Genomic DNA, 13,882 nt, shown 5'->3' with positions numbered 1-13,882 from the left:
TAAAGCAGAAACATCAGGCCGTCTGGGCAACCACCTTGGCACGCCGCTGGGTCAGCGAAACCAGCAGGATGAACAGGGTTACGCCAGCAGTCATCAGGGTTTCGTAGCGGTAGGCATCGCTGAACAGCATGTAGCCCAGCACCATGACGATGGTGCCGATCACCAGCCAGGTCAGCCACGGGAACAGCCACATCTTGAGCTCCAGCGGCCGCCCTTCGCGCTCGGCACGGGCACGCATGCGCAGTTGCGACACGGCAATCACCAGGTACACCAGCAAGGCAATGGCACCGGTGGTGGACAGCAGGAAGCCGAACACCTTGCCCGGGAACACATAGTTGACGAAGCAACCGGCAAAGCCTGCCAGGGTAGAGAAGATCACCGCCACGGTCGGTACGCCGGAGCCGGAGATGCGCTTGGTAACGCTCAGAGCCTGACCACGGGCACCCAGCGAATAGAGCATGCGCGACGCGGTATACAGCCCCGAGTTCATACAACTGGTCACCGCTACCAGCACCACCAGGTCAACCAGCAGTTTGGCACCCGGCACGTTCAGCACCTCCAGTACGCGCTGGAACGAACCGACCGCCTTCAGTTCAGGGTCATTCCAGGCCACCAGCGACACCACCAGGAAAATCGACGCCAGATAGAAGATGGCGATGCGGTACACCACCAGGTTGGTGGCACGGCGGATCTTGTCTTTCGGGTTGGCGGTTTCGTCAGCGGCAATGGTGACGATTTCGGCACCGAAGAACGAGAAAATGGTGATCAGTACACCACCCAGCACGGTCCCGAAGCCGTTGGGCATGAAGCCGCCGTTGTCCCACAGTCGGCTGACCCCGGACACTTCGGCCAGCGGCCAGAAGCCGAACACGGCCAAGGTGCAGACCACGATGAAGGCAATGATCGCCACCACCTTGACCAGGGCGAACCAGTACTCGAAGGCACCGAAGTTCTTCACGCTGATCAGGTTGGTGCCCGACAGCACCAGCATGATCAGGAAGGCGAACAGCCACGATGGCACCCCAGGGAAGTAGGCATGCAGGATGTCCGCACCGGCAATGGCCTCGACCGGAATGATCAGCACCCAGAACCACCAGTACAGCCAACCGATGGTAAAGCCCGCCCATGGGCCGATGGCTTCGGAGGCATAGGTGGAGAACGAGCCGCTGTTGGGGTTGGCGATGGCCATTTCGCCCAGCATACGCATCACCAGCAAGACCAGCAGGCCGGTCATGGCGTAGGAGATCAGGATGGCCGGGCCGGCGGTGGCGATGGCGTTGGAGGAGCCGATGAACAGGCCGGCGCCGATGATGCCCGCAATGGAGATCATGGACACCTGACGGGAGGTCAGGCCGTGCTGCAGGGAACGCTGTTTCTTGTTGTCTTGCGAAGCCATGAAGAACCCTCGAATGGGTCGGCCGCAGCGAGGCGGCTGAAGGTCGGAGCAGAATTCTTTTAAATTTCTGATAGTCGTTGTTGTTGTTTTGCAGATGCCGGAAGCGGGTACTGACCTCCTCTTCGCATGACCGGTTGTAATCGTTGATCCAGGTCAGTATTAATCTATAGGCCGGGGTCAACAAACGACCTTTTCGAACCACATGATTCCTCTTTGGAATGAACTCCTTCCTTTTTTGCTCGGTATTTGCCCGTCATGTCCAAACGCCTGATGCCTTCGACCACCGCCCTTCAGTGCTTCGAAGCGGCCGCCCGCCACCTCAGCTTCACCCGCGCGGCGCAGGAACTGCACCTGACCCAGAGCGCCGTCAGCAAGCAGGTGGCGCAGCTTGAGGACATGCTCTCGCACTCGCTGTTCCAGCGCATTCGCCGCCGCCTGCACCTGACCCCGGCCGGCGCGCTGTACCTCACCGAAGTGAACAAGATCCTCACCCAGATCGATATCTCAAGCCGCTACATCCTCAGCTACGGCGATGAAACCGAAGTGCTGCGCATTGCCACTCAGCCCACCTTCGGCGCCCGCTGGCTGGTGCCCAAACTCAAGGGTTTCGGCGACCGCTACCCGCGTATTCACCTGGACGTGCGCAACGAACTGGAACCGTTCGACCTGGTGCAGGCCAAGGCAGATATCGCGTTTTTCTTCGGCCAAGGCACCTGGCCCGGGGCAACCTGCATCGAGCTGTTCAGCGAAGAAGTGGTGCCGGTGTGCAGCCCGCAGCTATTGGCCAACCATCCTTTCGACAGTGCCCAGGCGCTGACCGAGCACCGGCTGCTGCAGTGCGTGTCGCGGCCGGAGGCCTGGCACGAATGGTTTCTGGGGCTGGGGCTGCATAGCCAGAACAGCTACCACGGGCCGCGTTTCGACACGTTCTACCTGTGCATTCGCGCAGCGATTGCGGGCTGCGGTATCGCCCTGATTCCGCGCTACCTGGTGGCAGAGGAACTGAGCGAGGGCAAGCTGGTGGTGGCCTGGGATCACCCGGTGGCGAGCAATGGCCGGCACTTCATCGCCCATGCCGAGCATGCGGCCGAAGTGCCCAAGATCCGGGCTTTTGTACAATGGATCCGGGAGCGGGTGGCTGAGGGGGATTGATATTGACCGCGCCGGCAAGATCACGAATCCACGGAATGACCGCAATCGAATAATTCGTTTGCGGAATAACCCGCCAACACGCTTGGATAATAAGAAACTCGAACAAGGTCCCGCGTGCCCATGAACCAGGAAAGTATCAGCCAATCCATTGCCATCGTTCACCCGATCACACTTTCCCATGGCCGTAATGCCGAAGTCTGGGACACCGACGGCAAACGTTACATCGATTTCGTCGGTGGTATCGGTGTGCTCAACCTGGGCCACTGCAACCCCGCCGTGGTCGAGGCGATCCAGACCCAGGCCACCCGCCTGACCCACTACGCCTTCAACGCCGCCCCTCACGGCCCGTACCTGGCACTGATGGAACAACTGAGCGAATTCGTGCCCGTCAGCTACCCATTGGCCGGCATGCTCACCAACAGCGGCGCGGAAGCGGCAGAAAACGCCCTGAAAGTGGCCCGTGGTGCCACCGGCAAGCGGGCCATCATCGCCTTCGACGGCGGCTTCCATGGCCGCACCCTGGCCACCCTGAACCTCAACGGCAAGGTCGCCCCGTACAAACAGCGGGTCGGTGAACTGCCTGGGCCGGTGTACCACCTGCCCTACCCCAGCGCCGACACCGGCGTGACCTGCGAGCAGGCGCTCAAGGCCATGGACCGCCTGTTCAGCGTCGAGCTGGCTGTGGAAGACGTGGCAGCGTTCATTTTCGAGCCGGTGCAGGGAGAAGGCGGTTTCCTCGCCCTTGACCCCGCCTTCGCCCAGGCCCTGCGCCGCTTCTGCGACGAGCGCGGCATCCTGATTATCATCGACGAAATCCAGTCGGGCTTCGGCCGCACCGGCCAACGCTTCGCCTTCCCACGCCTTGGCATCGAACCCGACCTGTTGCTGCTGGCCAAGAGCATTGCCGGCGGTATGCCGCTGGGTGCGGTGGTCGGGCGCAAGGAATTGATGGCAGCCCTGCCCAAGGGCGGCCTGGGCGGCACCTATTCGGGCAACCCGATTGCCTGTGCGGCGGCGCTGGCCAGCCTGGCGCAGATGACCGACGAGAACATCGCCACCTGGGGTGAACGCCAGGAGCAGGCCATCGTCAGCCGCCACCAGCGCTGGCAGGCCTCGGGCCTGAGCCCGTTCATCGGCCGCCTGACTGGCGTGGGCGCCATGCGTGGCATCGAGTTCGTCAATGCCGATGGCAGCCCGGCGCCGGCACAACTGGCCAAGGTGATGGACGCCGCGCGGGCCAAGGGCTTGTTGCTGATGCCCAGCGGCAAGTCACGGCACATCATCCGCCTGTTGGCACCACTGACCATCGAGGCCGAGGTGCTCGAAGAAGGCCTGGATATCCTCGAGCAGTGCCTGGCCGAGCTGAACTGAGGCTTACAGCCCCAGTTCTTGCGGGGTGAGCATGTCGGACTCGAAGGCAATCCAGCCGCCTTCGAGTTCGGCATGGCCGTTGACGATCGGGCCGTAGTAGGTCAGGCCGTTCTCCAGGGTCACGCAAATGTGCGTGGCCGATTTCTCGGGGGCTGCGAGCGTACCGACGAAATGCACCTTCTTCAGGGTTTCGGTCACCGCCTCCAGGCCAACGCGCATGTTGGGGTTTTCCGATGCCTCGGTATCTCCACCACGGTCTTCGGCGCTGATGGTCACGGTGGCGATGTACGGGTACTTGGTGCTCAAGCGGGTTACCTCTGTGGGTGTGAAGGCGTATGGGCGCGTAGAGTACGGCAGGTGATCTCTATTGTCTCTACCGGCCTCTTCGCGGGCACGCCCGCTCCCACAGGGATCGCATGTTGCCCGGGGTGTGCACAGCACCTGTGGGAGCGGGCGAGCCCGCGAAGAGGCCGGGCCTGCAAAAGGTGATCTGAATGCCCCGATCTGTTAGGGTGCCCGCCGATGCACGCCACACCACACGAGGATCCCGAGTGAGCGCCGAAGAACCCCTGATCGCCGACCTGTTCGATGTCGACAAACGCCTGTCCCTCAAGCCCGTCGTGGACTTCAACAGCTACCTGCGCAATGCCTTCGGCGAAGGCCCGTGCCGCTGCCACCGTTGCGCCGAAGGTGGCGACGAGAGCACCTACAGCCACGCCCACAGCTTCACCTTCGACGGCCGTCAGTGGCACCGCCGCTTCGCCAGCACCTCGGGTAGCGATGTTGCCCAAGCGCTGAAAAAGGCCTGGCTGTCGTACACCAAAGCCGATCTCAACCTGGTCGGCGCGCTGGACCTGACCACCCTCAAGACCTTCACCGAAGCCGCCCTGCACCCGCGCCTGCTGGCCCTGCTGCCAGCCAGCGGCCTGGCCCGTGAAGTCGATGGCCAATGGATGCTGCAAGCCCAGGCCGACTGACGGCCCGGCGGCAGGGCAGGATTCCACCGGTCTGCTAACGTGGTGGAATCCGCCCATCCGCAGGTAGTCCGCCATGGCCCGCACAACGCCCATCGAGCTGTACCGCAATATCGGCATCGTCGCACACGTTGACGCCGGCAAGACCACGACTACCGAGCGGATCCTGTTCTACACCGGGGTCAACCACAAGATGGGCGAGGTGCACGATGGCGCCGCGACCATGGACTGGATGGCTCAGGAGCAAGAGCGCGGCATCACCATCACCTCGGCGGCGACCACGGCGTTCTGGCAAGGCTCGACCAAACAGTTCGCGCACAAGTACCGCTTCAACATCATCGACACCCCCGGCCACGTCGACTTCACCATCGAGGTGGAGCGCTCGTTGCGCGTGCTCGATGGCGCGGTGGTGGTGTTCAGCGGCGCTGACGGGGTGGAGCCACAGTCCGAGACGGTCTGGCGCCAGGCCAACAAATACCATGTGCCACGCCTGGCCTACATCAACAAGATGGACCGCCAGGGCGCCGACTTCCTGCGCGTGGTCAAGCAGATCGACCAGCGTCTGGGGCACCACCCGGTACCCATCCAGCTGGCCATCGGCAGCGAAGAAAACTTCGTCGGCCAGATCGACCTCGTGAAAATGAAGGCCATCTACTGGAACGATGCCGACCAGGGCACCAGCTACCGCGAAGAACCCATTCCCGCAGAACTGCAGGCGCTGGCCGACGAATGGCGTGCGCATATGATCGAGGCCGCCGCCGAGGCCAACGATGAGCTGACCATGAAGTTTCTCGAAGGCGAGGAATTGAGTGTCGACGAGATCAAGGCTGCGCTGCGCCAACGCACCATCGCCAACGAAATCGTACCGACCATCCTCGGCTCCTCGTTCAAGAACAAAGGCGTGCCGCTGATGCTCGACGCGGTCATCGACTACCTGCCCGCCCCGTCGGAAATCCCGGCGATCAAGGGCACCGACCCCGACGACGAAGAGAAGCACCTGGAGCGCCACGCCGACGACAAAGAGCCGTTCTCGGCCCTGGCATTCAAGATCGCCACCGACCCCTTCGTCGGCACCCTCACCTTCGCCCGGGTGTATTCCGGCGTGCTCAGCTCGGGCAACGCGGTACTCAACTCGGTCAAGGGCAAGAAGGAACGCATCGGCCGCATGGTGCAGATGCACGCCAACCAGCGCGCAGAGATCAAAGACGTGTGTGCCGGCGACATCGCCGCGCTGATCGGCATGAAGGACGTGACCACCGGCGACACCCTGTGCGACATGGACAAGCCAATCATCCTTGAGCGCATGGACTTCCCCGACCCGGTGATTTCCGTGGCCGTCGAGCCGAAGACCAAGGCCGACCAGGAAAAAATGGGCATCGCCCTGGGCAAGCTGGCCCAGGAAGACCCGTCATTCCGCGTACGCACCGACGAAGAAACCGGCCAGACCATCATCTCTGGCATGGGCGAGTTGCACCTGGACATCATCGTCGACCGCATGCGCCGCGAGTTCAATGTCGAGGCCAACATCGGCAAGCCGCAGGTGGCCTACCGCGAAAAAATCCGCAATACCTGCGAGATCGAGGGGCGTTTCGTCCGCCAGTCCGGCGGCCGTGGCCAGTATGGTCACTGCTGGATCCGCTTCGCCCCCGGCGACGAAGGCAAGGAAGGCCTGGAGTTCATCAACGAGATTGTCGGTGGCGTGGTACCACGCGAATACATTCCGGCGATCCAGAAAGGCATCGAGGAACAGATGAAGAACGGCGTGCTCGCCGGTTACCCGCTGATCAACCTCAAAGCCGCGGTGTTCGACGGCTCTTACCACGACGTCGACTCCAACGAAATGGCCTACAAGATCGCTGCGTCGATGGCCACCAAACAGCTATCGCAGAAAGGTGGCGCGGTGCTGCTGGAGCCGGTGATGAAGGTGGAGGTGGTGACGCCGGAGGAGTACCAGGGCGACATTCTGGGCGACCTGAGCCGGCGCCGCGGGATGATTCAGGACGGTGACGAAACGCCGGCAGGCAAGGTGATCCGTGCCGAGGTGCCGCTGGGCGAAATGTTCGGCTACGCCACCTCGATGCGCTCGATGACCCAGGGCCGGGCGAGCTTTTCGATGGAGTTCACCCGATATGCCGAGGCACCGGCCAGTATTGCCGATGCAATTGTGAAGAAGAACCGCGGCGAGTAAGCCGTTCTCCTGCACCGGCCTCATCGCGGCTAAAGCCGCTCCTACAGGGATCGCACACCCCTTGTAGGAGCGGCTTTAGCCGCGATGAGGCCAGCACAGGCAGCAACTATCTTCAGTGCTGTTCACCAGCCCGCTTCAACAGCTTCTTGCAGCGCTCCGACAAGTGCACCACGCGCAACTGCTTGCCCGCCTTGGCATACCGTTCACGCAGGGTCTTCAATGCCGCAATCGCCGAGTAATCGACAAAGCTCAGATGCTGGCAATCCAGCGTAACCTGAGCAGGGTCGCTGGCCGTATCGAACTGATTGAGGAACGAGGTGGTAGAGGCAAAGAACAGCGTGCCATGTACCTGATAATGCTTGCCGCCCTGCGCATCCTCATGGCAGTCCGCATACAACTCCCGCGCATGCTGCCAGGCAAAATTAAGGGCCGCGATGATGATGCCGAACAGCACCGCCATGGCCAGGTCGGTAAACACTGTCACGACAGTGACCGCAATGATCGCCAGCACATCGTTCACCGGTACTTTGTTAAGCACCCGCAGCGACGCCCAGGCAAACGTCTGCTGGGCCACCACGAACATCACCCCCACCAGTGCCGCCAGCGGAATGCGCTCGATCAGCGGTGACAGGAACAAGACGAACAGCAAGATCATTACCCCGGCCACCACCCCCGACAGCCGGCCACGGCCATTGGAGCTGAGGTTGATCACCGTCTGCCCGATCATCGCGCAGCCACCCATGCCGCCGCACAGGCCCGAGACCATGTTAGCCGCGCCCAACGCCACGCACTCGCGGTCCGGGAAACCTCGGCTCTCGGTGATTTCATCGGTCAGGTTGAGGGTAAGCAGGGTTTCCAGCAGGCCGACCATGGCCATCAGCACCGCGTAGGGGGCGATGATCTTCAGGGTTTCCAGGTTCCAGGGCACATCCGGCAGCGCCAGCCCTGGCAGGCCACCAGCGATGTGCGCCATGTCACCCAGGGTGCGGGTGGGCAGCCCCAGCAGGTACACCAGCAGGCCAACACCCAGGATCGCCACCAGCGCCGGTGGTACTGCGCGGGTCAGCTTCGGCAGCACGTAAACCACCGCCATGGTCAACGCTACCAGGCCGATCATCAGATACAGCGGCGCACCACTGAGCCAGTGCTCACCGTCCTTGAAGTGCTCCAGCTGAGCCATGGCGATGACGATGGCCAAGCCGTTCACGAAGCCAAGCATCACCGGGTACGGCACCAGGCGCACCAGTTTGCCCAAGCGCAGCACGCCGAACAGGATCATCACCACACCGCCCAGCAACACCGTTGCCAGCAGGTACTGCACGCCGTGCTGCACCACCAGCGCGACGATCACCACGGCCATTGAGCCCGCGGCGCCGGAGATCATCCCGGGCCGACCGCCGAACAGCGCAGTCAGGGTACAGATGATGAATGCGCCATACAGGCCCATCAAAGGGTTGAGGTGAGCCACCAGGGCAAAGGCGATGCACTCGGGCACCAGGGCGAACGAGGTGGTGAGGCCGGCGAGCAGGTCGGCGCGTAGTCGGGCGGGTTTCATGAGATTCCTGTGTATGGCGAGCACTTGTCTGGAGCACTCCCACAGAGCCACAGGAGCGCCCGAGGCAGCTGTACGGCCTTTAGAACGGGCAAAAAATTGTAGCGGGAATGTTACGTAATTTGTCCGACAGCAGCCACAGCGTGATGTGCGCGAGCTGACCAACCAAGCCTGCATCGTGGAATTATCTGCAATTATCTGGCTGACTATAATTTATAGTTGCCTAGATAAAGCCAGTATAAAAGGCAGGTTTTAATGTGCACCCGGCACAAGCAGGATGCCTTGGCCATTCTGGCGATTCCTCCCGCGGAGATCATGGACATGCCGCTACGCCCCCTTTTCACCACCGTGCTGCTGGTTACCAGCCTCGTCGCCCAGGCCGCCACCGAGGTGGTGCCGCTGCAGCACCGCGCCAGCGCCGAACTGCTGCCTGCGGCGCAGGCATTCATCGGCAAGGACGGCACAGTCAGCGCCTTCGAGAACAAGCTGATCGTCAACGCCAGCCCCGAGCGCATCGACGACCTGCGCGCCCTGCTGCAACAACTGGACACCGCCCCCAAACGCCTGCTGATCAGCGTCGACAACAACGACAGCAACTTCCAGGACAACCGTGGCAATGCCCGTGTTATCCACTACGGCACCAGCAACCGTGACGGCGGCATGCAACAGATCCAGGCCAGCGAAGGCCAGCCGGCGCTGATCCAGGTTGGCCAGAGCATCCCGATCACCAGCACCAGCACCGACGGCTACGGGCGCCTGCAGAGCAACACCGAATACCGCAACGTGACCCAGGGTTTCTACGTTACGCCAAGCCTGAGCGGTGATACGGTTCGTCTGCAAATAAGCACCAATAATGACCGCATCAGCCATGAACGTGCAGATGTAGTGAAAGTGCAAAGTACCGACACGACCGTCACCGGCAAGCTCGGCGAATGGATCACCCTGGCAGGCTACAACCAGCAGAGCCAAGCCGACCGCAGCACGTCAAGCCGCAGTTACAGCACCCAGCGGGGTGAAAACATGACTTTACGTGTCAAAGTCGACCTTCTCGACTGATCCCAGGCAATTCAAGGCCTCGACCAAAGGCCTTGAAACTGACTGCCAAGTCGCATTAGACCAAAGATGTAGTAAGTGAAAAATTCCACTACAAAACATTTGACATGCCCTTTTTCCCAAGGGCATGATGGCCTCGCTCCCGCTAATCAGGGGCCCTGGCAAGGGCCTTCGAGGCGTACTCCTCCCACCCCTGGAGGCGCCTCGTGTCTATACGGCCCACAAGGCGGTTCGACGGGATTGCGACTGCAACGAAGAAGTTGTCCCGAGGGACGGAAGCGCATCACCGCAGTACTGGCAATCGCGTAGCACCGCAGCAAGGCAACCACGAGCCGACCTGCCGGAGCACACCTTCGCCTGGCCTGCCCACCCTTCCCCCTTCGAGCCTTCGCGTTCGCCGCCGCACTCTCTAGAACAGGACAGCCGCCAGGCACCCTGATCTGCACCCGGGCATCAGCACAATTAACCCAAGATCGATGCGACGAGGTTTATTTCCATGGCACTGACACGCGAACAGCAAATTGCAGCCCTCGAGAAAGACTGGGCCGAGAACCCGCGCTGGAAAGGCGTGACCCGTACCTACTCCGCCGCCGATGTCGTTCGCCTGCGTGGCTCCATCCAGCCGGAGCACACCTTTGCTCGCCAAGGCGCAGAAAAACTGTGGAAGCTGGTCACCGAAGGTGCCCACCCGTCCTTCCGCCCAGAAAAAGATTTCGTGAACTGCATGGGCGCCCTCACCGGCGGCCAGGCAGTGCAACAGGTAAAAGCCGGCATCCAGGCCATCTACCTGTCCGGCTGGCAAGTAGCCGCCGACAACAACTCGGCCGAGTCCATGTACCCTGACCAGTCGCTGTACCCGGTCGATTCGGTACCGACCGTGGTCAAGCGCATCAACAACGCCTTCCGCCGCGCCGACCAGATCCAGTGGAAAGCCGGCAAGAACCCGGGCGACGATGGCTACATCGACTACTTCGCGCCCATCGTGGCTGACGCCGAAGCCGGTTTCGGCGGCGTACTGAACGCCTATGAACTGATGAAGAACATGATCGAAGCAGGCGCCGCTGGCGTGCACTTCGAAGACCAGCTGGCCTCGGTCAAAAAATGTGGCCACATGGGTGGCAAGGTACTGGTACCGACCCAGGAAGCCGTACAGAAGCTGGTGGCCGCGCGCTTGGCAGCCGACGTGTCGGGCGTTCCGACCATCATCCTGGCCCGCACCGACGCCAACGCCGCCGACCTGCTGACCAGCGACTGCGACCCGTACGACCAGCCGTTCGTGATCGGCGAGCGTACCCGTGAAGGCTTCTACAAGGTACGCGCCGGCCTCGACCAGGCCATCGCCCGCGGCCTGGCCTATGCGCCGTACGCCGACCTGATCTGGTGCGAAACCGCCAAGCCAGACCTGGACGAAGCCCGCCGCTTCGCCGAGGCGATCAAGAAGGAGTACCCGGACCAGATCCTGTCGTACAACTGCTCGCCGTCCTTCAACTGGAAGAAAAACCTGGACGACGCCACCATTGCCAAGTTCCAGCGCGAGCTGTCGGCCATGGGCTACAAGCACCAGTTCATCACCCTGGCCGGCATTCACAACATGTGGCACGGCATGTTCAACCTGGCGCACGACTACGCCCGCAACGACATGACCGCCTACGTGAAGCTGCAAGAGCAGGAATTCGCGGACGCCAGCAAAGGCTATACCTTCGTGGCGCACCAGCAGGAAGTGGGCACTGGCTACTTCGACGACATGACGACCGTGATTCAGGGTGGCGCATCGTCGGTGACTGCACTGACCGGTTCGACCGAGGAAGAGCAATTCCACTGATAATGGGTTGCTGACAGAGGCCCGGGGCTTGCGAAAGCTCCGGGCCTTTTTTGCCTGTACTGGCCCTTCGCGGATAAATCCGCTCCTACAGAGCCTGTGCGCACCTGTAGGAGCGGATTTATCCGCGAAGGGCCCGCACAGACAAACGCAAATCTCACGATCAGGTCTATGCTTGAGGCAGCACAGTAGCAAGGACCGCCCATGCCTCGTCCAAGCCACCTGATCATTCTCGCCCTGGCCGCCGCTGCTCTCTATATATATGCACTGGCCAGCGACAACACCGTGCTTGCCCTGCTGGCCAAGCCCATCCCGGTGCTGGCCTTGATCGCCTGGCTGCGCAGCACCCCCGCTTCAGCCTATTGCACGTGGATCTCGATCGGCCTGGCCTTCTCGGCACTCGGCGACATCCTGCTCGCCATCCCCGCCGACCTCTTCGTGTTCGGCCTGGCCGCCTTCCTCTGCGCCCACCTCGCCTACCTGCGTGCGTATTGCAGCCATACCCTGCGCCCAGCCCTGCCCGCACTGCTGCTTAGCGCCGTCACCGGCCTCACCTTGCTCAGCGTTCTGGCCAATCACGGCCTTGGCCCGCTACTGGTCCCGGTCGCGCTCTACGCCTTGGCCATCAGCGCCATGCTCTGGCGCGCCCTGGCCTGCGACGGACTGGCCGCACTCGGCGCCGGCCTGTTCGTGCTCTCCGACAGCCTGATCGGCATTGACCGCTTTGTCAGCCCGTTCGCTGCCTCGCCCTACCTGATCATCCTTACCTACTGGCTCGGCCAGTGGGCGATCGCTTCATCAGTCGGTCATGGCTCAATCGATAAAGTATTGACCCAGAGCGGTGCGCGCAGCGCCGGAAGCTGCTAGAACAAGAGCCTTTCGCATTTGCAAGTAGGGGGAATCGCCAGATGAACTTTACAAGGCGCAGAACAGCCAAATTAGAAGGCATCAGGTCAAATGATATTAATTATCATTCCGAAACTTGTAATTCGTTACCAGTCGCAAGAAACATAATTAACAAAACAGCACGCAATGCCCGAATCTCAAGGCTTTCAGCCAGTTACGAGCGTGTTTTGTTCTTAATCCTACGAATAAATTTGCGACAGAAATTTTACTTGCACCGGGTTTACCCATAAAATCAGCGCGATTGATTCAGCTGCGACATTTGGTCACTGCACCTGCGACACCACGTCGCCGCTTTACTTATTTCAGACTGCAGAGCTGGGTCTCTGTATAAGGATCTCTAGCATGTCCGATTCGGCAGGACTCATCGCCCACAACTGGGGCTTTGCCATCTTCCTCCTGGGTGTCGTCGGCCTGTGTGCCTTCATGCTCGGCCTGTCCAGCCTGCTCGGTAGCAAGGCCTGGGGCCGCGCCAAGAACGAACCCTTCGAATCCGGCATGCTGCCCGTCGGCAGCGCCCGCCTGCGCCTGTCCGCCAAATTCTATCTGGTCGCGATGCTGTTCGTGATCTTCGATATTGAAGCCCTCTTTCTCTTTGCATGGTCTGTGTCCGTCCGCGAAAGCGGCTGGACCGGGTTCGTCGAAGCTCTCGTTTTCATAGCAATTCTGTTGGCAGGTCTTGTCTACCTATGGCGCGTCGGTGCTCTTGATTGGGCTCCCGAAGGTCGCCGCAAGCGGCAAGCGAAGCTGAAACAATGAGGCTTTGGCAATGCAATACAATCTCACCAGAATCGATCCGGATGCGCCTAACGAGCAGTACCCGGTAGGTGAACGGGAAACCGTCACCGACCAGCTGCTAGAGGACCAGGTCCACAAGAACATCTTCATGGGCAAGCTTGAAGATGTGCTGCGTGGCGCGGTCAACTGGGGTCGCAAGAACTCCCTCTGGCCGTACAACTTCGGCCTGTCCTGCTGCTACGTGGAAATGACCACGGCCTTTACGGCACCCCACGACATCGCCCGCTTCGGCGCCGAAGTCATCCGGGCCTCGCCGCGTCAGGCCGACTTCATGGTCATCGCCGGTACCTGCTTCGTCAAAATGGCGCCGATCATCCAGCGCCTGTACGAGCAGATGCTCGAGCCCAAGTGGGTCATCTCCATGGGGTCGTGCGCCAACTCCGGTGGCATGTACGACATTTACTCGGTCGTTCAGGGGGTCGACAAGTTCCTCCCCGTGGACGTCTATGTGCCTGGCTGCCCGCCACGCCCTGAGGCTTTCCTGCAAGGCTTGATGCTGTTGCAGGAGTCGATCGGCCAAGAACGACGCCCGCTTTCCTGGGTTGTTGGTGATCAAGGTATTTACCGTGCCGAGATGCCAGCCCAGAAAGACCTGCGTCGTGAGCAGCGCATTGCAGTAACCAACCTGCGCAGCCCCGACGAAGTCTGATCCAGCGACCTGCCGCCCGCTCCCGAA

Annotated in this window: 12 protein-coding genes; 9 read left to right on the top strand and 3 right to left on the bottom strand. The window is 61.4% G+C overall.

The window, feature by feature from the left end; genetic code table 11:
- Positions 1-13 precede the first annotated feature (13 nt).
- Positions 14-1,396, bottom strand: coding sequence for an amino acid permease (locus N436_RS07135; protein ID WP_110740685.1), 1,383 nt, complete (start codon positions 1,394-1,396; stop codon positions 14-16).
- Positions 1,397-1,651: 255 nt separating this feature from the next.
- Here N436_RS07135 and gcvA point away from each other — a divergent pair, with 255 nt between their 5' ends.
- Together gcvA and N436_RS07125 are read left to right on the top strand one after the other, a co-directional pair.
- Positions 1,652-2,548, top strand: a complete 897-nt coding sequence (gene gcvA / locus N436_RS07130) for a transcriptional regulator GcvA (RefSeq protein ID WP_105946551.1) — start codon at positions 1,652-1,654, stop codon at positions 2,546-2,548.
- 120 nt (positions 2,549-2,668) lie between these two features.
- Positions 2,669-3,919 carry an aspartate aminotransferase family protein gene (locus N436_RS07125; RefSeq protein WP_105946550.1) on the top strand — a complete coding sequence of 417 codons (1,251 nt, stop codon included), beginning with the start codon at positions 2,669-2,671 and terminating at the stop codon, positions 3,917-3,919.
- 3 nt (positions 3,920-3,922) lie between these two features.
- On the opposite strand, the gene N436_RS07120 is transcribed toward N436_RS07125, so the two are convergent.
- Positions 3,923-4,225, bottom strand: a complete 303-nt coding sequence (locus N436_RS07120; RefSeq protein ID WP_105946549.1) for a hypothetical protein — start codon at positions 4,223-4,225, stop codon at positions 3,923-3,925.
- A 245-nt stretch (positions 4,226-4,470) separates the two neighbouring features.
- On the opposite strand from N436_RS07120, the gene N436_RS07115 reads away from it, so the two are divergent.
- A complete protein-coding gene (locus N436_RS07115) occupies positions 4,471-4,896 on the top strand; it encodes a hypothetical protein (RefSeq protein ID WP_105946548.1) in 426 nt (141 codons plus the stop codon).
- 73 nt (positions 4,897-4,969) lie between these two features.
- Positions 4,970-7,081 carry an elongation factor G gene (gene fusA, locus N436_RS07110; RefSeq protein ID WP_105946547.1) on the top strand — a complete coding sequence of 704 codons (2,112 nt, stop codon included), beginning with the start codon at positions 4,970-4,972 and terminating at the stop codon, positions 7,079-7,081.
- A gap of 112 nt (positions 7,082-7,193) precedes the next feature.
- Here the strand turns inward: fusA and N436_RS07105 are convergent, their stop codons facing one another.
- Positions 7,194-8,636 (bottom strand): SulP family inorganic anion transporter, encoded by a 1,443-nt coding sequence (locus tag N436_RS07105; RefSeq protein WP_105946546.1) that lies wholly within the window; start codon positions 8,634-8,636, stop codon positions 7,194-7,196.
- A 318-nt stretch (positions 8,637-8,954) separates the two neighbouring features.
- Here N436_RS07105 and N436_RS07100 point away from each other — a divergent pair, with 318 nt between their 5' ends.
- The 5 genes from N436_RS07100 to N436_RS07080 all read left to right on the top strand — a co-directional run bounded on the left by N436_RS07100 (position 8,955) and on the right by N436_RS07080 (position 13,855).
- Entirely contained in the window at positions 8,955-9,689 is a 735-nt protein-coding gene (locus N436_RS07100) for a secretin N-terminal domain-containing protein (RefSeq protein ID WP_110740785.1), read from the top strand.
- 493 nt (positions 9,690-10,182) lie between these two features.
- A complete protein-coding gene (aceA, locus tag N436_RS07095; RefSeq protein WP_016711593.1) occupies positions 10,183-11,508 on the top strand; it encodes an isocitrate lyase in 1,326 nt (441 codons plus the stop codon).
- Between the two features lie 201 nt (positions 11,509-11,709).
- Positions 11,710-12,372 (top strand): lysoplasmalogenase, encoded by a 663-nt coding sequence (locus N436_RS07090; protein ID WP_110740684.1) that lies wholly within the window; start codon positions 11,710-11,712, stop codon positions 12,370-12,372.
- Positions 12,373-12,753: 381 nt separating this feature from the next.
- Positions 12,754-13,167, top strand: coding sequence for an NADH-quinone oxidoreductase subunit A (locus N436_RS07085; RefSeq protein WP_003251427.1), 414 nt, complete (start codon positions 12,754-12,756; stop codon positions 13,165-13,167).
- A gap of 10 nt (positions 13,168-13,177) precedes the next feature.
- Complete coding sequence (locus tag N436_RS07080) at positions 13,178-13,855, top strand: NADH-quinone oxidoreductase subunit B family protein (RefSeq protein WP_003251429.1); 678 nt, start codon at positions 13,178-13,180, stop codon at positions 13,853-13,855.
- The last annotated feature ends 27 nt before the right edge of the window (positions 13,856-13,882 follow it).

The organism is Pseudomonas sp. RV120224-01b, from assembly GCF_003208145.1.
GTDB classification, from domain to species: domain Bacteria; phylum Pseudomonadota; class Gammaproteobacteria; order Pseudomonadales; family Pseudomonadaceae; genus Aquipseudomonas; species Aquipseudomonas monteilii.
This window is presented reverse-complemented; position numbering and strand designations above follow the sequence as displayed.